The following is a 21451-nucleotide window of genomic DNA, read 5'->3' as shown; positions in this document are numbered from 1 at the left end:
TAAAATTAAATAATATGAATTTAGATAAGTTAGATAAAAAAATATTTTTCAATTTTGCATATATAAATAAAACTAAAAAAATAAATAATGATTTTCTAAATGAAATTAAAAAAATTTGTAATTATTCTTTACGAAATTTAATACAAGGTTCAAGACAATCTTGTGGTTATTCAAATATTGAAACAAATAAATCACGCCTTCCCCCAAAAATTCCTTTAGAATTAATAAATTATGTAAAATCACATTTTAATAAAGATATTGAACAAGATATTAAAAAATATGATTATTTAAGAGTTGGAGATAAGGAAAGAATTTATGGTGTTTTAGTTAATAATATTTTCTTTGCAATAATTTTTGATCCTGATAAATATTATCAAAATAACAATTAATTTAATTTAAAAATATAATAAATATGGTATGATGATGGCGATAAGGGGTTGATTAAATATGTCAAAAATTATGAAAAAAAAGATTATAAATTATTGGAATCTAAATTTAATGAATGAGAACAAGATATTTATAATCATAAAGAATTAATTAAAAGTTTAAAAGCATTAGCAAATACATAATTAAAAAAGAGATTTAATTATCTCTTTTTTTATTGTATAATTTACTAGTAAATAAAAAGTGGTGATTAAGATGAAGGAAACTATGCTATCAAAATATTTAAAAATATCTCCAATAGAAGCAAACAAAATAGAAATGGCAATATTGTTTCTACTAAATTCAGCATTTCAAAATAAAAAAAAAATTTATAAAATGCATGTTTTTAAATTTTTATCTTTTTTAGAATGAAAAGCTGCAAAAGAATTTTCAGGTCATTTTTTTATTTTAAATTTTGTAGCCCTAAAATGGGGGCCAGTTCCTTACAAAATATCAAAATTTATTAATGAAAATGGAACTTTTCAATTCTTTACTTATAGTGTATTAAAAAAAGAAAAAGACAATGATTTAAATAAAATATTATTTAGTTTTAAAAATTTATCACCCACTTATTTTGAAGATTATTTTAATTGAGAATATTTTTCTGAAAATGAAAAAAAAATATTAAAAGAAGCATCAGAATGAATATTAAAGTTTAAAAATACAAATTTATTAAGCGATAATTCTCATAGAATAATGAAATCATGAGAAAAAGCATGAGAAAAAGCAGTTGAAAACAGTAAAAAAAGCGTTTTTTTTGATTTTAGTTATGAAATAGGAATTCCAAAAACAGATGAAGATTATGAAGAAATATTAAAATTATACAAAATAGAATGTAAAAATAATTATGAATTATAATGATAATTTAGTTTCTGTTTTTATAGATAATTTTGATAATGTTTTAGATATTAAAAATGGTAAACCCAAAAAATCACTTTTAATTCCATTGTTTTTTGACGGATATTACTATCATCTTATAAGATTAACAACGAAAATTCCTAATAAGAATGAAAAAAATTATATCAAAATTCCACCTACACCAGATACTAAATTAAAAAAAGAGTGTTATGCAAGATTAGACAGAAAAGATACTGAAATAAGAAAAATGGAAAAATGAAGATTAGAAAAATATACAATAATAAATTGTTCAAAGATAAATTATATTTATCGTAAAGAAATTTTAGAAAAATGTTTTAATTCTCCGCATATACAAGAAATATATCATATCTTTTTAAAAGAAGAATTAAAAAAAATCGAAAAAGAGATTTAATTATCTCTTTTTTATTTGTTTATTTGACAAATAATTTTAATGACGGTATCATCACCACAAATAAGTTATGTTTCTAGTTGTAAGAAAAGTCTATGGTCTTTATGGCCTATGGTGTTCTATTGCTTTTAATCGTAAACCAAAAGGAATTTTACTTATTTTGACCTTTGAATTAACTATTGAATGAAAACTAGATATAATAGTTATTAAACAATACAAAATTATAGATGAGCCATATGGACTTGTCCGCTATTGGTAAGAGCGTAGTCGCTTCCTCATCTAAAAAAAGAGATTTTAATATCTCTTTTTTTATTTATAGTATCGCACAGACTATTGACTGACAAGGTTTCTTTTCTTTATTTAAACTTGCAAGTAGAACCTAGAATAACTCGCAACATCACTTGCTATTTAATTGTAGCATGTTTTTATAAAATTAAAGGAAAAATAAAAAAATATGGTATTATATACACAAATTTTCATTTATTATATATTTGACAAATATTTTTAATGACGGTATCATCACGATAATAAGTAATGATTATTACTTATTGAAAATTAAACAATAGTAATTATAATTATTAAAATTAAAAAATTTGTATTTATTCAGTCGTATTATAGTAAATAAATAATGTTGAACTACTTGAATGAATTTAACTCATAACCGAGTGCAAATTGACTACCACAAACAAGCAGACAAGAAGATTATTCGCATAATATTTAAGGAATTTGCTACGACTGAATAAATACAAATTTGTATGTATTATAACATAAACTATTTTAAAGACAATATAAATTGTCTTTTTTTATTTGACAAATATTTTTAATGACGGTATCATCACGACGACAATAAATGATGGGGTTAATTATTATTGTTAAGGCTGGTGATTTTTTATGTTAGATAATAATGAAAATAATAAGGTAGTTAAATTATGGCAATAGTTTTAAAAACATTTCCTAATTGTAATGTAGAAGCATGTGATGATGGAATTATTCAAGATTTTTTTGTTAGTTTTTTTGTTAAAGATAAAAATATTATTTTTTTAAACGAAGAAAAAAAATTAATAAAAAGACACCTTGGAAATAAAGTTGTTTTTAATCATACATATATATTAATTTATGGGCGAATTATTGAAATTGAAGAAGATACAGAATATGAATTACAAGCAACCAATAGAAATTCAATTAAAAAAATTATTTTTAATATTAATTTGAGAACAAAAAAGAACGAAATTAAAATACTAACAAACGAATTATTAAATGAAGGCAATTTATCATGAGAAGATATTAAAAATGAAGAATGAAGCTATGATATTGAATTATTTACTTATCAATTACAAAATAACACAATTTACAATATAAAAGAAAATCAAAAATATTGAGAAGACTTAAAACCACACACAAAACTAAACAACGATCTAAACAATAATTTTAACAACTTTGAAGAAACAATGAATAAAAACATGATTGCTAATAACGCATTACATAGTGAATGAGATAAAACATCTAACAAATTAGAAAAAAAATATTTATAAAAGAGAGGTAAAAAAATGGCATTTAGATTTATAACATTTGACAATACAGAAGATTATTTAACAGACCGCGACCAAGCAATATACTATGATTTTTTGTTAAGAAACCAAACAATCCCCTACTATGCTAATAAAGAATTAAGCAATAAAAACGCTATAAACTTATTAGGCAATAGCGATAATTATAACGAAGAAATGTTAAAACTATGTGATAACAATTCAACTGGTTTTTTATTTTACGGATTTGGCGAACAAGAAAAATTAGAAGCAGAATTCAAATATGAAGACAACGGAATTCAAGTAAAAATAAAAACAAAAAAAGGAAACAAAGAAATACCATTTTTTTATTTAAGCATTTGCGGAAGAATGATTAAAGTAGAAAACAACACCACAAACGATATCAACGACTTAATTCCCTATGCAAAAAACCAAGCAGAAACAACAACAACAATATTTTTAACAATTAAAATAGATATGTCAAAAGCACCATTAGTATATCCAATCCCCGATATAGACAACCCAGATGAAAACTACCAATATATTAATAAAAAATTTATTGAAAGTTTAGGTGAAAACAAAAGCGAACAAATTGAAAAATTAACAGAATTATTAGAACAATGCCCCATTAACACTAAAATTGACGAAGTTGAACCAAGCGGAATTGACAATAAATTCTATTTTGAAAAAACCAAGGAAGAAGAAAACAAACCATGAAAAAATATTAAAAGTGCCATGACTTGAAACGATAATTCAAAAACAATAGCAACCGCCATAATCGATAACATTAATCAAGTAAATGATTTTAAATACCAAGCAATTTATCAAAATAAATGTGCCAGCGAATATTTTGTATGAACAGACAAAGGAAGATTAACCCAAGATAACTTAAACACAAGACATAAAGACGGAATTTATGAATTCCCTATTCTTAGTTTTAATTTACCCCTAAAAGGAGAAAAAATAAAATCCTTTAATTGAGAATATACCGCACGCGTTCCCATTCGTTATCAATCAATCAAAAACCCCAACAATTTTATTAATTTTTGCGAATATGCCCGAGAAAAAATAGAAGAACACAATAAAAAATGAAATAAAGAAATGGAAAAAATGAATCAAAAAACAGCACAACTAGACAAAAGAATTAGAGAAATGCCATACAAAATAGAAAGTAGTTTTAAATATATCAAAAGCAGATTAAAAGAAGTGACACCAGATGATAAACCATTTAATACCGTTGATAATAAGTGATATTATGTTGTTTGTCGCGGCAATGAAAATGATGTTTGAGAAATTGTTAAATTTAATAATAATGAATTTCCAAAACAAAAAATACATTATAAAGGTAAAGAAAAAATAACAATTAATTATGGAAATTTTAGTGGCTTTCAAAGATTAAAAGATTTGTATTTTATTTCTAGAGATTCATTGACAATTAAATATTGGTCTGAAGACAGTGGAAAATATTTTAAAGCAGTTTATCGTTGAAATGGTGGCGAAGAATGATCACCAATATTAACATATGATGGTGGGATGATTAAATTTTGGGTATGAAAAGATTTTAAAACATGAGAAAAAGCACAGCGTGGTATTGTGACAACGGCCGCTATTGGTTTAAGAGCATTTGGAAGTTGAGAACCATTAATTTGATAATAAGGAGAATAAAAAATGAGTGAAACTATTTTAGAAATTATTGTTTTGGTTATATCACTTTTTACTGGTGGGACAACTGGCATAACAGCAACTATTTTGAGTAAAAAACAACAAAAAATTAGAGATGAAAATAAAGAATTAAAAGAAAAAATAAACGATATTAAAATTGAAATTAATAATATTAATACGAAATTAGATGTTATTACAATCATAAATAACAAACTTGCTAATAACAACAAAATAAATATCAGACAAAAAAACAAGGATGGTAATAAAAATGAAAAAGAAAAAGACTAAGTTATTTTTTCTACGATTAGCATATTGAATAGTTCACGGTTTAACATTGGGATTGCCAATTTTATTCACTGAAATTAATAAACTAATGCTAAAATTAAAAGAAAAAATTAATAATGAATGTATTTTGCTAGGTGAAAATAAAGAAGATAATATTAATGACATAATTAAAAAAGATGATGAAAAAGAAAATTAAATAAATTAAAAAAGCAATTTTTACTAAATTGTTTTTTTATTCGCCATTAACTTTTACATTACCATCATTATTAACAACTAAATCAGGTAAATTTTCTTCTCCGCCATTTCAACGATAAACTGCTTTAAAATATTTTCCACTGTCTTCAGACCAATATTTAATTGTCAATGAATCTCTAGAAATAAAATACAAATCTTTTAATCTTTGAAAGCCACTAAAATTTCCATAATTAATTGTTATTTTTTCTTTACCTTTATAATGTATTTTTTGTTTTGGAAATTCATTATTATTAAATTTAACAATTTCTCAAACATCATTTTCATTGCCGCGACAAACTACATAATATCATTTATTATCAACTTGATTAAATGGTTTTTCTTGTGGTGCTATTCATTCTAAGTTTTCTTTTATTTCTTTGCAATTTGTACATATTTGGTTTTCTTGTTTTAGTTGTTGTAATTCATCTTCGTTATATTGTGGTATATTATTACAAGCAACTAAACTTGTTGTGCTTGTTCCTAATAATGTAATTGCTCCTAAAAAACTTAATCTTTTTTTCATAAAAAGTCAGTCCTTTCTTAATATTTTATTTATATAAAAATTATATAATGAATATAAATATATACAAAGAATAATGATAAAAATTTATTTTTTTGATAATATGTTATCAAAAGAAAAAAAGAACAAGTGGAGGAAAAAGTGGAAAAAGAATCTAAAATTGAATTTGAAACTGAATTTGAAAAAATTGCAGCAGAAATAAGATCTTCTTTTGAATATTTTTTAAAATATAATCCAAAAAGTGAAGAACAAATAAAAAAAGAAAATGAATTTTTTAAAGAAATATTTTGAGAAAAATATAATAAACATGTTAACGATGAAAAATGTCAATTTACTGGTGCAAGAGGGTTGTGTTATAGAAAAGCAAAAAAAGGATATGAATGTATTGTATGTAATAGCCCATGTTGCTACATTTGTTATAAAAATTATTATAATTGTAAAGAATGTCTTTTTTGTTTTAGTGATGATGATTCTGATTTTAAATATTATTTAAAAATTTATTTTAACGAAAATTATTATAAGCAAGATTAAAAATCTTGTTTTTTTATTTTAAATTAAGATATAATATTTTTGTTATCAAAAAAGTATCAAAATTGTATTAAATAATATTAAAAAAATTAAATATTGGAAAAACAAGTTAAAAATAACTTGCTTTTTTTAGGTGTTTATTTTAATGTGTGTGATGATTTATTTTTAAATCAGGAAAGGAAACAACTTTAAAATGGATATTAATAGTATTATTAATGGAAAAAACTTTTTTAATGAAATATATAACGATTTAGAAAAATATGCTATTAGAGAAATTGCATATAGATTAGAAAAATGAGATGATTTTATTTTTCAAAATTATCAAGAAGATGATAATTTTAAAGATTTTAGAGTAAAAGAAATTAGAACAAAAACATTAATTACTTTAAAGGGGAAAATAAAATTTAAAAGAAGAAGATATTGTTGAACTAATCCAAAGACGGGAAAAACAGAGTATGTTTTTATTTTAGATATAATTTTAGGAATTAAAAAATGACAAAGAATGGGAAATGATGTCAAAGAAAGAATATTGTCATTTTTGAGTAAAGATAAAAAATATTGCGACATTTCTGGTACATTAGAAAAAGCAGGAATCAGTTTAATGTCAATTTCAAATACTATAAAAAATGCAACAACAAACGACAAATATTATATTAATAAAACAAATATTAAAATAAATGTCCCTCATACTTTATATATTCAAATTGATGGTACTTATATAAAAATGTGGAACCAAAATGAAAAAATAAAAAAACACATCCTATTGTCTACCGTTCATACTGGCTATGATCAAATAAAATCAACTGAAAAAAGACCAGTAATTGCAAATAAGTTGGGCGTTTATGAAATGGATAATATTCCAAATTATATTACTAAAAAAACAAAATTAAGACCTTTTGTTGTTAAATTAATACTTTTAATTATAAATAATTATAATATTCAAAATGATACTGAAATTATGATTTTAGGTGATGGAGCAAATTGAATTAAAGGTGTTAAAAAAGATATTGCAGATCGCTTTCCTAATAACAAAGTTCATTATACAATAGATAAATTTCATCTTAAAAGCAGATTTGAAAAGTTATTTCCTTTTCAAAGCAAAAACGCAGAAATTAAAGAAATTTTTAATAAAGCTGTTGATTATTTTTATAATGGAAAATATGAGGAATTATTACAGTGTTTAAAAGATAGCAAACCATTTATTCCTGAATCTAAATTAGATTATTTTAATAAAACAAAAAAACTAATTAAAAATAATGAAGAGGGTATTAAAAATCAGACATTGTGAAATAATATTGGTTGTCATGTTGAAGGCGATATATCACATATTAAAGGGAGATTTGTTAAAAAAGCAACTTATAATGAAAAAACCTTAAAAAACAAAATGAACGCTATTATGCAGGAATATACAAATAAAATTGATATTTTTAATCAATTAGAACAACCACCAGAAAATATTAGTATTTTATATAATAATTTTAATAAAACTCAACAACAAAATTTATATCTTTATTAATTTTATTTTTAAATTAAATAATTTTAATAAAAATGCATTTTTTGTTGTGATTAAATTTAAAAAAATATAAAAATTTGTTGACAATAAAATTAAATATGGTATCTTTAAATTAAGTAGATGGATTATTTATTCCATAATTTCTTAAAATATATTAAATACCCTTAAATAATTTATACAGTCGATACTTTAACTGGTTTAATTGCCAGTTTAGTTGGTCGGGGTTATGAATTATTTGAAGCAGCAATCGTTGGAACATATTTACATGGGCTAGCTGGGGATGAAATTTCACAATACAAAAAACCAGTTTTGCCAACAGACATTATTGACCAAATTGGTTTTGTTTTAGCAGAACTTATTGGAAATGAAGATTCTATTAATTTTAAAAAGTAGTTATTTTAGTTATTTTTATAACTTTTGAATTTGATATAATTGTTTAAAATGAAAGAAGGAGAATAAGAATGCGCCAAATTTTAAAAAGTTATTTAAAAGCATATTTTAAAAATTGAATTGAAGCAGGAGGCTTAATTCTTTTTATTATCATTATTATTGCAACAATTGCCGGAATTTTATCAGGGGCATTACAATATAAAATAAAATATAATGATTTAATTTATACCTCTGAGCAATGAGATTATGGTTTTTTTAGTGTTGAAGATTATAAACCTAATTTTATGGAAGATTATTATTTGCATAATAAGTTTATTGATAAAAATAAGCAAGAGATTAGTGTTACCGGAGTTCCTCAAGCAATTTTAAATGAAAACAGTAGTTGGTGAACAACAACAAAAAGTGTTTGTGATAGTCTACCATCATTACAACAATTTTGCTCAACAAGTCAAATTATGGCTAAGTTATTTGAAGTTGCTCAATACCGAGGAATGTATCAAAACATTGATGGTGTTAATCCAATTGCCTATCTTTATTTTCAAAAATATAATTGAAATCAACCAAAAGAAATGGTGACACGGTTATTAGCACAAAAAACTTTGCCAGAATATTCTGTTGGTGTTTTTGAAACGATTTCATTTAAACAAGAAACTAGTTCAAATTATACTTTAAAGATTACTCCTGCAGTAGTACAAAATTTAGAACAAACAGCACCAGTTAATTTTAACCAATTGAAGTTATATCAAGGACGGTTACCAATAACAAATGATGAAGCAGTTGTTAGTAGTTTATTTGCGGAGCAAAATAAGTTAAAGATTGGAGATATTTTTTCAGTCATTCCAAATAACCCAAAATTTAATTTAAAAATTGTTGGGATTGGAAATAATTTAGATAATTTTATTAAGCAGACAAATTTAAAAATTAATAATAGTAATGATATTCGGAAATATGGTGTTTTATTTACAACTGAGCGATTTTACACTCAATTTCAAGATGCAAATGTCCGTGGTGAATTAGGAACTATTACTTTAAAACCAAGTCAAAAAATTTTAATTAAGTTAAATTCATCAAATGCAATTTTAACTTTAAAAGAAAATTTAGCTCAAGGATATATTAATCCAACAGCAACTTTAATTCCATATGAAAATAATTATATTGCAATGCAAACACAAAATATTAACATTCAAATTATTTTATATAGTGCCATTGGTTTTGTGCTTTTATTTTTAGGTTTTATTTTTATTAATTATACAATGAAAAAAGAGATGAATAAAACTCGTCGGCAAATTGGAATTTTTAAAGCTTTTGGTTATCAAACAACTGAATTATCATGAATTTTTTCAACAAAGTTTTTTGTTACGATGCTATTTGGTATTATATTAGGATATTGTATCAGTATTCCTATTCAGTTATATGTTAATACATTATATACAACAGGATTATTAATTCCATTTAAACTAATTTATGTTTCTTGATGATTTATGCTAATTTTGTTTTTAGTTATTCCAGTCTTTTTTACTACTTTATCATTTTTATTTACAATGAGTTATTTAAAAAAACCAAGTTTAGTATTAATTAATGGTGCAGGAAAAATGCATTTTTATGGTTTAATAATTGGCATTAAAAAAATTTTTAGTAAAACAAGTTTCTTGTTTCGAATTCAATTGGCATTTACTTTAAAAGGATTTTGAAAATGAATAATTGTAATGTTTATTTTCTTTATTTCTTCATTACTCTTTATCATTCAATTTAATGCATCTGATATTTTTAGTCAAATTGTTTATTCGTTTAGTAATGTTTATCAAAAAGATGTTGACCATCGATTCCAATTTCCAAGTTTATTAACAATGGCAACAAGTTATAGAACTCCAGCAGGAGAAGAAAAATTAAAATTAATAAATAATAATCATTTTCAAGTGTTACCAACAAGTGATGTTGAACAAACACAAGCGGTTTCATTAGCAAAATTTAATGAATTAGCAACGGCTATTCATCAAAATCCGATGGATATAGAATTATGAAGAAAACTCCTCCTTTATCAGCCAATTTATCAATCAGTTTATTTGACTGATTTAATTCAAGTTGTTAAAGATATAAAAAATATTACAGGAAAAAATTTACCAGATTGAGGGAAAAACATTATTAATTTAAGTAATCTAATTGACCAAACCCATGTTAAGACAGTTGTTAGTTTTAATACATTGTATTACAATCCTCAAACAGAATTGCCAGTTCTTAATTTAGCTGTAACTCCAAGTAATCGTGAAGCAGCAGTCATTAGTGATCTTAATTTAAAAGGGATTGAACCAGATACTTGAGCAGAGTTTTACCAAATGAAAGATGTTAATGAGACCGTCATGACTCAATTGTTTGTGGCACCATTAACAAGAACACAAATTCCTGCAATTATTTCAGAAAAAATAGCTAAATTAAATAATTTAAAAATTAATGACACGTTTGAATTTACAGTTAAAAATGTAAGATCTACTTATAATTTATCAATTGTTGTTAAAGGAATTAATAAAAATGATACAACACGAAGTAATGTTTTTATTAATGCTAATACTATTCGATTTTTATTTTATGATTTTAACGGAAAACCAGTACCAGGTGATTTTTATGATGGTGTAATTTCGAAGGAAAAAATAATTTATGATAAGATTAATCCAAAAGATTTACTAATGGGGAAACAGGATTATAAAATTTCGTTGCAAAACTTAACAATTAACATTTTTAATCATAATATTACCGATAATTTAGGAAAAATTATGACAACAATAACTAGTGATGGTAGTGATATTAGTATTTTTACTGGTCCAAATAATGTTGAATTAATTACCTTGCAAAAATTATTAGCATCAGCAGGCTTATGGATCTTAAATGATTCATTGTTGATTTTACAAATATTAAATGGAATTATTATTTTCATTATTTTATCAGTTATTACTTCTTCAGTAATTGATGAAGCTAGCCAAGTTATTTTAACAATGCGAGCCTTAGGATATAAACCACGGCAAGTAAACTTTATTGTGATTGGTAATTATGTTCTTGGTGTTTTATTTACCTTGTTTTTTGCATATTTTATTTCCTTACTAATTTGGCATTTTGCTGTTAATATTATTTTAGAACAGTTTAGATTTGTTATTAATTTGCCATTAAATTGACAAACACCATTAAAAGTTGGAACTATTATTGGGATTATTTTAGTTTTAGCATGACTATTATCTATGCATTTAGTAAAAAAACAGAAACTAAATGAATTAACTGAGTAAAATAGGTTATAATAAAATTATAAAATTTCAGATTAAATCGTTGATTTAGGAATAGTAATTAATACGCTTATCGTCAGAGAGGTTATGGATGGTGCAAATAACTGGTGAGATATTAAGGAATTCACCTAATGAGAGCTGCTAATCCCAGCCGGATTATTGATATTAATGATTCGTTAACTGTAATTAAGACTATTTATTAGTAAAAAAAGATGGTACCGTAAGAAATTGCTCCTTGTTTATATTTTTTAATATAGACAAGGATTTTTCTAACTTAATTAGACTTCAACAAGAAAGGACCAAGCAATGGAAAAAGAATTAGAGTTATTATTTAATCAAGCAACAAAAAAAATTAAAGCAGCAAAAACAGTAGCGGAAGTTAATACGCTTCAATTAAAATATTTGGGAAAAAAAGCAATGTTGAATGATTTATTGAAAAAAATGAAAGATTTAACGCATCAAGAACGTTTAACAATTGGACAAAAAGCAAATCAAATTAAAGAGGAATTAACCGTATTATGTCAAACTAAAAAGACAGAATTAGAAAATGCTTTATTATTAGCAACAATTGAACAAGAAAAAATTGATTTGTCGTTACCAGGATATAATTTAGTGTTAGCAACAAAGCATCCTTTAAACCAAGTTATTGATGAAATTTCTCAATTATTCCAAGAATTAGGATATGATATTGTGTTTGGAACTGAAGTTGATGATGATGAATATAATTTTCAACGCTTAAATTTACCATTAGGGCATCCCGCTCGTGATATGCAAGATACATTTTATTTGTCTAAAAATACATTATTACGAACACATTGTACCAATATGACAGCCCGTGCAATTTCGCAGATGAAAAGTAAAAACGAAATTATTGCGATGATTTCAACCGGAAATACTTATCGTCGGGATGATGATGATGCTACGCATTCACACCAATTTATGCAAATTGATGGATTTTTAGTTGCTCCAAATATTACTTTTGCTAATTTAAAATGAACAATTCAATACTTTTGCCAAAGAATGTTTGGTGAAGCGACGCAAATCCGTTTACGGCCAAGTTTTTTTCCATTTACAGAACCGTCAGTTGAAGTTGATGTTACTTGTGTTAATTGTCAAGGTAAAGGTTGTTCAATTTGCAAGCAAACTGGATGAATTGAGATTATGGGGTCTGGGATGATTAATCCGCTTGTTTATGAAGCATGTGGTCAAGATCCAACATTAACTGGCTTTGCTTTTGGGATTGGAATTGAACGAATTGCGATGTTAAAATATGGGATTGATGATATTCGTCGTTTTTATACGAATGACATTCGCTTTTTAGAACAATTTAAGAAATTTGATTAGGAGGTTTAAAATGATTATTACAAGAAGATGATTAAATAAATATATTGATTTTACTGATATTAGTAATGCTGATATTGCTGCTGCTTTAAATAGTTTAGGTTTTGAAGTAGAACGTACGCATAATTTTGATTGTAATAGCAATATTGTTTGTGGCCGAATTCAAGTGGTTAATGAAATTCCTGATACGCATTTAAAGTTTTGTCTCGTTGATACAGGCCAAGAATTAGTTGATCCAATTGTTTGTGGAGCTAGTAACCCAGCTGAAAACGGATATGTTGTTGTTGCTCGTCCAGGAGCAGTCTTAGCAAATGGAACAAAAATTGCAAAATGTGAAATTAAAGAATATGCTTCGGAAGGAATGATGTGTTCATTAAGTGAATTAGGAATTGATGAAAAATATTTAACAGCAGCCGAACAAGATGAAATTATTTTAACTTTTAATGAAAAAGAAGTTTCATATGATATGATTGGTGCTGAAGATATTTTAACTAAAATTGGTTTAACTGATTATTTATTTGAGATTGATTTAACATTAAATCGAAGTGATTGTTTAAGTGCTTACGAGTTAGCTCGTGAATTAGCTCGCTATTTTAAACGAGAATTATTTCCGTTAGAGTTAGAATCAACAGAAAATTTAAAAGAATATCAAAATCCATTAAAAGTAGTAATTGCAACATCAGCAGTTGAATCAGCAATTAGCGTTAATGTTGTTAAATTAACACCAGAAAAAAGTCCGCTAAAATTATCAGATCGAATTTGGTTAAAAATTAATGAATATCAATCAAATATAGCAGATCCATTTGGCGATTTAGCAATTAAAGCAACGCTTGAGACAGGCCAACCATTATTGCTTTATGATTTTAATAAAATTAAAAACCCTTTAAAAATTACTGATGATTATGAAAATAAAACTTTTAATATTAAAAAAGGTGATTTAGTTGTTGTTGAGGGGAATGAATTTGTTGAATTAATTGGGATTCGTGTTAATCCGGCTTATGCTATTAGTGCTACAACAACGGAAATAACAGTGTTAGCACTCCATTTAAATCATATTGTAATGCGTCAACAACAACGAAAAGTTGGCATTAGTAATATTAATTTGCATCGTTATATTAAACCGCTTAGTTATGCTACTGTTGGGTTAGGATTATCACGTTATTTGTACTTATTAAAAATTAATGGTTTTTTGGCAGAGTTATCAGTTTTAAATTTTATTAAAGAATATAAGAAAACAGTTGAACCAATTAGCATTACCTTACTTGAGATTAATCAATTTATTGGTCATTCTTTTACCTTATTAGAAATTAAAGCTTTATTAGAACCATTAGCTTTCCAATTTAAAGAAGAAGGCGAACAATTGTTTGTGACACCACCAGTAACCCGTACTGATATTTTCCAAAAAGTTGATTTAATTGAAGAAATTGTGCGGCTATTTGGTTATAATAACATTATTGCTAAACCGCCAGTTTTACCAAATCTAGTTAAAGCTAAACGTCCCGCTGAAAAAACAATTAAAAATTTTGAAACTTTCTTTTTAAATAATGGTTTTTATCAGGCAAAAACATATGCATTAGTTAAACAAGAGGAAATTACTAATTTTAATTTTTTTAATTATCAAAAACCATATCAATTATTATCTCCCTTATCAGAAGAACATGCGGTAATGCGCTTAAGTTTAACAAATAGTTTATTAAATAGTGTCGGATATAATAATGCTCGAAATCAAAAAAATGTTAAATTATTTACTGTTGAAAAAATTTATGCAAATGAGAAAAGTTATTATCATGGGGCCTTTGTAAGCCAAGTAGAAATTGTTCAAAATAAAATAACAGGAGATAATCTTTCTAATTCATATTATTATATTAAAAGCTTATTGGAAGCTTATGTACAAAGTGAACAAATTGATATTAATGAATTATCATATCAACAAGCACCAAAAAATAAGGTTTACCACCCTTATCAAACTAGTCATGTTTTTTTAGGAAAACAATTATTAGCAATTATTGGTCTGATTCATCCTGCATATCAGAAAGAAGTTAATCTAAAAAGTGCAACTTATTTTGGCGAAATTAATTTTGAGGTAATTTTTAATTATCCGCAGAAAAAACAAACATTTTTTACACCGCTTTCTAAATTTAGCGCAAGTAATCGTGACATCTCAATTTGGGTACCCGCCACAGTAACCTATGAGCAAATTAAGAAAAAGATTTTAACTGGTGTAAAAAATGTTGTTGCGATAGAAGTTATTGACCAGTATTTTGATCATAAAGAAATGCCTAACTATGTTGCTTTAACAATTAGTTTTACGTTTAATGATATGACAAAACAGTTAACTGAAGCAGATATTAACCAACAATTTGAACAAATTAAAATGAATTTGAAGAAATTACAATTACAAATTCGTTAGAAAAGAACATTTATTGAGGATTAAGTTAATAATTTATCGTAAACAAGCTTAATCCTTTTAATTAGGCAGCATTTTATTTATCATATAAAAAAGAACATCTTTTGAAGCAGATGTTCACTAGTTATTTTAGTTTTTTAACATATTCATGTCATTCATCAATGGCTGTATAATAATCTTTGTATTCTTCATTATGAGTAGGATGATATTTTGCAATTAACATCCCAAAAACAATATTAATTAGCATTAACCGCGAAACATAATGGGGATTATCAACATAAAAATTTAAAATTTCAGTATTTTCTAAGGTTAGTTTTTGCAAATTAGGTGGTCCTTTATATTCTTTGTTAATAGTTAATAAAATAATTTTAACATTTCGTTTTGTTGCAATATCAATTAGAAAATGATATTCAGCATCTTGTAAACTTTTTGAAATTAAAATTAATAAATCATTTTCACTAAGAGTTTCAATTAATTGAATTGTGGCATAATAATTAACAAGATAAGTTGAATTATATTTTAAAACATTTAAGTGTAAATTTAAATTTTCGCAAATTAAAGTGTGGCGACTAATTCCCCAAATAACAATTCGTTCACTATCATGAATTGTATCAATGATTTTTTCTAATTGATTAACTTTTAAATTTCGGTAAGTTTCATCTAAGGCATAAGTGTTTAGTTTATAAATATTATCAATAATATTATGGAGAGTTGTCTCATTTTCTTGAATATCGAATTTTTTGATATTATTATACTTTCCAGCAACTCATACTTTAAATTTACTATAATTTTCAAACCCCAATTTTTTAATTAACCGACTTAAGGTTGAAGTATTGATGAAAAGGTTATCTGCTAATTCGTTAATAGTTAATTCTAGAACACTTTGAATGTCATTATTTAATTTTTCAATTAATTGAATCTGTAAATCAGTTAATTGGTTTTCTTTGTCATATGTTATAATTTTCATTTTGGCTCCTCATTTTTACAGCACATTTATATTTTATAAAAATAAATGTATAATTATATTATATTATATTATATTAATGAATAATTTAACAAAAGTTTTATTATGGCAAGATTATTGAAATTTGACAGAAAAAGTCAATAATGAGGGAACAAAATGATTTATACAGAAACAGATTTTATTAAACAACCACAAGTTATCGTTGATATACCATTAAATATTAGTCCAGAATTACTAGATTATTCGGTTAATATTAGAGGAATCAAAGATATTACCATTAAGGGAATTATTAATTATCACCCAGATCTTAATGCGATTAATATTATTGCAACAATTATTGGTGAAATTGTTGTTGAGGATGCTCAGACATTAGAACATTTTTCTGTTCCAGTTAATTTAGAATGAAATGATAAATATAGTTTTAAATTTTTTAAAAAAAGTGATATTAATTACTTAAATGAGCAAAATTTTGATATAATGAATTATGCGTGAGATGAAATAATTATGAATATTCCTATTAATTTATCTAAAAATAGTGATAAAATAATTAGTGGTGATTCAACTTGGCAAGTTTTTTCGGAAGAAGAATTTGCAGCGTATCAAGCAGCTCAAGCGGATTCACGATGAGAACAGTTACACGAAAAATTAGTTAAAACAACAAAGGAGGAGAAATAATGGCGGTACCATTTCGAAAAACATCCAAGCAGGCAAAAAGAAAACGCCGAACACATTTTAAATTAGTTGGAGCAACTTTGATAGCATGTAAGAATTGTGGAGCATTAATTAAGCCACATAGAGTTTGTCGTGAATGTGGATATTATAAGGATAAAGAAGTTATTAGAGTTGATTAGGTTATAATAACTAATTATGGGAAGGGATCAGGAGATTCTTTTTTTTTTTTTTTTTGATTATATATCTTAGTTGTGGACCATTATTTTTGTTCTCTTTACAATTTACATTTTAAAAAATCCTTTAATTATTGACTTATTAGTAGGATTATTTTTTTGTAAAAAATTTTTTAGGAAAAGTGTTGCAATATGGGAAATAGTATAATACAATATGTATGAAAGTGGGGGAGAATGGGGCAAAATGGCATTATTAGGAACTTACAATCATACATTAGATGATAAAGGACGATTAACAATTCCTTCTAAAATGAGAGAACAGTTTAAAGATGATAAAGTCTTTATTTCTCTTGGTTTTGATGGTTGTATTGATGTTCGTAATGAAGCTGAATGGTTAAAGTGAACAGAAAAAGTTGCTTCAACTGGACAAGCCAGAGCCGAAGGACGGGCTTTGACACGAAAAATTATGTCAATGTCGGATGAAACTACTTTCGATAATGCTGGACGAATTAAAATCTCGTCCATTTTACAAAATAAAACAAATATTGTAAAAGATGTTGTTATTATTGGAAACAATGACCACTTAGAATTATGAGATCCAAAAGTTTGAGAAGTATATATTGAACAAGCGCCAAGAATCGAAGAAGCGGCAAAAAATTTTGAGGAAAAAATTTAATGTATGGAATTTAAACATCAAACAGTCTTATTACAAGAAGCAATTGCCGGTTTAAATATTCTAAACAATGGGATTTATGTTGATTGTACCTTAGGGCGAGCTGGACATAGTCTTGAAATTTTAAAACATCTTCCAAATGGAAAGCTATATTGTTTTGAACAAGATGAAGCAGCAATTATTGCTTCTAAACAAATTTTGCAGGAAAGTAAATATCATAATTATGAAATTATTAAAAATAATTTTGTTAATTTAGCTGCTGAATTACAAGTACGACAAGTTAAAGCAGTTAATGGGATTTTATATGACCTCGGAGTATCATCGCCACAATTAGATGATGATAACCGTGGTTTTAGTTATCGTTATGATAGTCTATTAGACATGCGGATGAATCAAAAGCAAGAATTAACCGCAAAAATCATTGTTAATACTTATTCACAAGAAGCTTTAGCAAAACTTTTTCAGGATTATGGTGAAGAACCATTTGCAAAAGTAATTGCAAAAAACATTGTTATTGCTCGTAATACACAAGAAATTGTTACTACTTTCCATCTTGTTGAAATCATTAAAAAAAGCTTGCCACAAAAAATTTTAAAAAAAGCGAAACATCCGGCAAAACGAGTTTTTCAAGCATTACGGATTGAAGTAAATCAAGAGTTATTTGTTTTACAAGAATCATTACTACAAGCAACAACTTTATTAGCAGTGCATGGTCGCTTAGTTGTTATTTCATTTCATTCATTAGAAGATCGTATTGTTAAAAAATATTTTCAGAGTTTAACAAAAGATCCTAATTATGAAATAAATCAACAATTACCAGTAATATCACATTTTGAAAGTAATTATCAGATTATTATCAAAAAAGCAATCGTACCTTCGGGAACTGAACAAGCAAGAAATCATCGGAGTACAAGTGCTAAATTAAGAATATTAGAACGGGTGAAATAATATTCTAAAATTTTAAAAGGAGTAGGTGAACGAAGTGGAATATAAGTTAAAAGAAGTATATGCTGTGTTAGTAATTAAAAATTATAGTTTTAGTTTTATGGTTGGTGTTTATACTGAATCACAAATTAAAGTACTTTATAAAAGACATCTTGAATATCATTTTTGTGATAATGGTATCATTATTGATGAAAAAAATGTGGCTAAAGAATTAGTTAATTTAATTAAAAATGCAAATCGACAATTAGGAATTGTGATTGAACGAGTGGCAATTAGTATTCCAGCTAATAATATGACAATTAAAACTTCAACCAAAATGCTAAATTTAACACATGATCGTCTAATTACAAGAAATGATATTGATTCATTAATTACATTAGCAAAAGAAGTTCCTTTATTAGATGATGAAACTACTTTTTTTATTAGACCATATCGTTACATTTTGAATGAACAAAAAGCATTATCAGCGCCACCAATAGGGCAGGCGGCGCACAAAGTAAGTATTAAGGCAATTGTTTATGTAACAAAAAAACGAATTATTCAAAGTATTTTTGCTACCCTTAAATATGCCAAAATTGAAGTTATGGGTATCCTTCCAGAAGGGTTTAGTCTTGCGTGAAATATTGCATCACCAGTTGATTTGCAAAATGGTATTACAATTATTAATTGAGATTATGATAATGTTACCGCTTATGTCTTTGTTCGTGAAACTTTATGCGATCAAATTATTATTCCGGGTGGGATTAAAAAAATAATTACGCGGTTACGTAATGTCTTAAGTTGTGATAATAAGCAAGCACTAAAATATTTATACAAAATTATTAATTTAAATAATAATAGTAAAGATAATTTAATTATTTACAGCAAATATGATCATCAACACCAAACACAATTAAACTTTACCCATTATGATTTAAAACGAATTGTTAATCATGTTTTAACAGAAGAAATGGAAACATTAAGTGAAAAGTTAGCTAATAGCTTAGGGCGCTATAACTATCCAATGGTTGTTGTTGGTGAAATTTTACGAATTAGTGGGTTTAAAGAAAATCTGTTGGCGTTAAATAAAGATAAAAATGTTACTGTTTATATTGCTTCAACATTAGGAGCAAAAGAAACATGATGTACTGGCTTATTGGGAAATATTTATTATCAACATTTAGCAAATAAAGTTAGTGCAACAAATATTCAATCGGTTGATCATCGTTATATTCGTTACTTAAATAATAATTGTGATAAAAAAGGACCACGAAGTGACAAAAATGGTGAGCATTACCAACCAGGCGGTAATGTTAATCCAGCACAAGGGGTTATGCCGCTAAGTAAACAGCATTTAAATGGTTCACAACAATATCAACAAAAATACTACCAAAATATTAAATAAATAGTATAATATATAAAAAATGGAGGAATTAAGGTTATGGACAATTTTGATAATTATGAACAAGTCGCGTCAATAAAAGTGATCGGTATTGGTGGTGCTGGTAATAATGCGGTTAATCGTATGATTGAAGCAGGCGTGCAAGGGGTTGAATTTATTGTTGCTAATACTGATGCCCAGATTATTAGTGTTTCAAAGTCAAAAAATAAAATTGTATTGGGTAAAGAAACATCGAAGGGGCTAGGAGCAGGTGCTAATCCTGATGTTGGTCGCCAAGCAGCAATTGAATCAGCAGAAGAAATTAAAGATGTTTTAAAAGGGGCAGATATGGTTTTTGTTGCCGCTGGAATGGGTGGTGGAACTGGAACTGGGGCTGCTCCTATTATTGCCAAACTTGCTAGAGAACAAGGCGCTTTAACCGTTGGAATTATTACAACGCCATTTTCATTTGAAGGTCGTGCGCGCAATAGTTATGCCATCCAAGGGACGGAAGAACTACGTAAGCATGTTGATTCATTAATTATTATTTCAAATGATCGCTTATTAGAAGTCATTGGGGGTGTCCCATTAAAAGATTCGTTCAAAGAAGCCGATAATATTTTACGCCAAGGAGTTCAAACCATTACTGATTTAATTGCAGTACCATCCTTAATTAATTTAGACTTTGCAGATATTAAGACTGTTATGAAAAATAAAGGGAATGCTTTATTTGGGATCGGTATTGGTTTAGGTAAAGATAAAGCAATTGAAGCTGCTAATAAAGCAATTATTTCTCCATTATTAGAAGCGTCAATCCGTGGTGCACGTGATGCTATTATTAATGTTACTGGTGGAAATACCTTAACCTTAAATGATGCTAATGACGCTGTTGATATTGTTAAACAAGCAATTGGCGGCGAAGTTAATATTATTTTTGGAACAGCAGTTAATGAGCATTTAGATGATGAAATGATTGTAACTGTAATTGCGACTGGGTTTGATGAAGAACAAAATTTTACTAATCCGGATAATACTTATCGTGCTTCAATGGAAGAATATGAAGCACCAGCACCGCGCCCAACTCGTGACGCTGAGAAGATTAATGATGATAACAATGATCAAGATATTGCTCGTAAACGACCAAGTTATTTCACTAATTTATCAGAAAATTCTGAACGTGAAACAGCAAATGCAAACCGTCGAATTAATACGTGACGAGAGCATGTTAATAATAATCAAGTAGTTGAACATGACGATGATGATGATGATTTACCACCATTTGTTCGTCGTAGTTGATAA

22 protein-coding genes are annotated in these 21451 nt (G+C 26.3%); 20 read left to right on the top strand and 2 right to left on the bottom strand.

The genetic code is table 4. From position 1 onward, the window contains the following. The first annotated feature begins 14 nt into the window (after positions 1 to 14). The 8 genes from SCITRI_RS05580 (at position 15) to SCITRI_RS05550 (ending at position 5359) form a co-directional block, all read left to right on the top strand. Positions 15 to 389, top strand: coding sequence for a hypothetical protein (locus SCITRI_RS05580; protein ID WP_071937563.1), 375 nt, complete (start codon positions 15 to 17; stop codon positions 387 to 389). A gap of 48 nt (positions 390 to 437) precedes the next feature. Then, entirely contained in the window at positions 438 to 569 is a 132-nt protein-coding gene (locus tag SCITRI_RS12175; protein WP_257785668.1) for a hypothetical protein, read from the top strand. Between the two features lie 70 nt (positions 570 to 639). Next, positions 640 to 1281 carry a type II toxin-antitoxin system antitoxin SocA domain-containing protein gene (locus tag SCITRI_RS05575; RefSeq protein ID WP_071937562.1) on the top strand — a complete coding sequence of 214 codons (642 nt, stop codon included), beginning with the start codon at positions 640 to 642 and terminating at the stop codon, positions 1279 to 1281. Then, complete coding sequence (locus SCITRI_RS05570) at positions 1271 to 1693, top strand: hypothetical protein (RefSeq protein WP_053391404.1); 423 nt, start codon at positions 1271 to 1273, stop codon at positions 1691 to 1693. Before SCITRI_RS05575 ends, SCITRI_RS05570 begins: the two co-directional genes overlap by 11 nt. Positions 1694 to 2619: 926 nt before the next feature. Continuing rightward, the gene (locus tag SCITRI_RS05565; protein WP_071937561.1) at positions 2620 to 3222 is read left to right on the top strand and encodes a hypothetical protein; all 603 of its coding nucleotides are present in this window, start codon (positions 2620 to 2622) and stop codon (positions 3220 to 3222) included. 15 nt (positions 3223 to 3237) lie between these two features. After that, positions 3238 to 4869, top strand: coding sequence for a hypothetical protein (locus tag SCITRI_RS05560; RefSeq protein ID WP_071937560.1), 1632 nt, complete (start codon positions 3238 to 3240; stop codon positions 4867 to 4869). A gap of 15 nt (positions 4870 to 4884) precedes the next feature. Beyond that, positions 4885 to 5166, top strand: coding sequence for a hypothetical protein (locus tag SCITRI_RS05555; RefSeq protein WP_071937173.1), 282 nt, complete (start codon positions 4885 to 4887; stop codon positions 5164 to 5166). Next, on the top strand, positions 5147 to 5359 hold the full coding sequence (locus SCITRI_RS05550) for a hypothetical protein (RefSeq protein WP_071937172.1): 213 nt from the start codon (positions 5147 to 5149) through the stop codon (positions 5357 to 5359). Before SCITRI_RS05555 ends, SCITRI_RS05550 begins: the two co-directional genes overlap by 20 nt. 36 nt (positions 5360 to 5395) lie before the next feature. On the opposite strand, the gene SCITRI_RS05545 is transcribed toward SCITRI_RS05550, so the two are convergent. Next, the gene (locus SCITRI_RS05545) at positions 5396 to 5920 is read right to left on the bottom strand and encodes a lipoprotein (protein ID WP_071937559.1); all 525 of its coding nucleotides are present in this window, start codon (positions 5918 to 5920) and stop codon (positions 5396 to 5398) included. Between the two features lie 138 nt (positions 5921 to 6058). On the opposite strand from SCITRI_RS05545, the gene SCITRI_RS05540 reads away from it, so the two are divergent. The 6 genes from SCITRI_RS05540 to pheT all read left to right on the top strand — a co-directional run bounded on the left by SCITRI_RS05540 (position 6059) and on the right by pheT (position 15368). Then, positions 6059 to 6448: a hypothetical protein gene (locus tag SCITRI_RS05540; protein WP_071937170.1), complete on the top strand. Its 390-nt coding sequence runs from the start codon at positions 6059 to 6061 to the stop codon at positions 6446 to 6448. Positions 6449 to 6638: 190 nt separating this feature from the next. After that, positions 6639 to 7961, top strand: coding sequence for an Mbov_0401 family ICE element transposase-like protein (locus SCITRI_RS05535; protein WP_071937558.1), 1323 nt, complete (start codon positions 6639 to 6641; stop codon positions 7959 to 7961). Positions 7962 to 8126: 165 nt separating this feature from the next. Continuing rightward, positions 8127 to 8351, top strand: coding sequence for an NAD(P)H-hydrate dehydratase (locus tag SCITRI_RS05530; RefSeq protein WP_084566892.1), 225 nt, complete (start codon positions 8127 to 8129; stop codon positions 8349 to 8351). A gap of 68 nt (positions 8352 to 8419) precedes the next feature. Next, positions 8420 to 11620, top strand: a complete 3201-nt coding sequence (locus tag SCITRI_RS05525; RefSeq protein WP_071937557.1) for an ABC transporter permease — start codon at positions 8420 to 8422, stop codon at positions 11618 to 11620. 303 nt (positions 11621 to 11923) lie between these two features. Beyond that, entirely contained in the window at positions 11924 to 12961 is a 1038-nt protein-coding gene (gene pheS / locus SCITRI_RS05520; RefSeq protein ID WP_071937556.1) for a phenylalanine--tRNA ligase subunit alpha, read from the top strand. A 10-nt stretch (positions 12962 to 12971) separates the two neighbouring features. Then, complete coding sequence (gene pheT / locus SCITRI_RS05515; protein WP_071937555.1) at positions 12972 to 15368, top strand: phenylalanine--tRNA ligase subunit beta; 2397 nt, start codon at positions 12972 to 12974, stop codon at positions 15366 to 15368. A gap of 121 nt (positions 15369 to 15489) precedes the next feature. Here the strand turns inward: pheT and SCITRI_RS05510 are convergent, their stop codons facing one another. Beyond that, positions 15490 to 16332, bottom strand: a complete 843-nt coding sequence (locus SCITRI_RS05510) for a MurR/RpiR family transcriptional regulator (protein ID WP_071937554.1) — start codon at positions 16330 to 16332, stop codon at positions 15490 to 15492. Between the two features lie 153 nt (positions 16333 to 16485). Between SCITRI_RS05510 and SCITRI_RS05505 the strand changes: the two genes are divergently transcribed. From SCITRI_RS05505 to ftsZ, 6 genes are all read left to right on the top strand, one after another. Next, a complete protein-coding gene (locus SCITRI_RS05505) occupies positions 16486 to 17004 on the top strand; it encodes a DUF177 domain-containing protein (protein ID WP_071937553.1) in 519 nt (172 codons plus the stop codon). Beyond that, positions 17004 to 17180 carry a 50S ribosomal protein L32 gene (gene rpmF, locus SCITRI_RS05500; protein ID WP_004027582.1) on the top strand — a complete coding sequence of 59 codons (177 nt, stop codon included), beginning with the start codon at positions 17004 to 17006 and terminating at the stop codon, positions 17178 to 17180. Before SCITRI_RS05505 ends, rpmF begins: the two co-directional genes overlap by 1 nt. Positions 17181 to 17418: 238 nt before the next feature. Next, complete coding sequence (gene mraZ, locus SCITRI_RS05495; protein WP_071938060.1) at positions 17419 to 17850, top strand: division/cell wall cluster transcriptional repressor MraZ; 432 nt, start codon at positions 17419 to 17421, stop codon at positions 17848 to 17850. Positions 17851 to 17853: 3 nt separating this feature from the next. Next, positions 17854 to 18795 (top strand): 16S rRNA (cytosine(1402)-N(4))-methyltransferase RsmH, encoded by a 942-nt coding sequence (gene rsmH / locus SCITRI_RS05490; protein ID WP_071937552.1) that lies wholly within the window; start codon positions 17854 to 17856, stop codon positions 18793 to 18795. A gap of 34 nt (positions 18796 to 18829) precedes the next feature. Next, on the top strand, positions 18830 to 20176 hold the full coding sequence (locus SCITRI_RS05485; RefSeq protein WP_071937551.1) for a cell division protein FtsA: 1347 nt from the start codon (positions 18830 to 18832) through the stop codon (positions 20174 to 20176). A 36-nt stretch (positions 20177 to 20212) separates the two neighbouring features. Next, positions 20213 to 21451, top strand: coding sequence for a cell division protein FtsZ (ftsZ, locus tag SCITRI_RS05480; protein ID WP_071937550.1), 1239 nt, complete (start codon positions 20213 to 20215; stop codon positions 21449 to 21451).

This window comes from Spiroplasma citri, assembly GCF_001886855.1.
Taxonomy (GTDB): domain Bacteria; phylum Bacillota_I; class Bacilli_A; order Mycoplasmatales; family Mycoplasmataceae; genus Spiroplasma; species Spiroplasma citri.
Note: the sequence above shows the minus strand (reverse complement) of the source record. Positions and strands in the feature narration are given on the sequence as shown.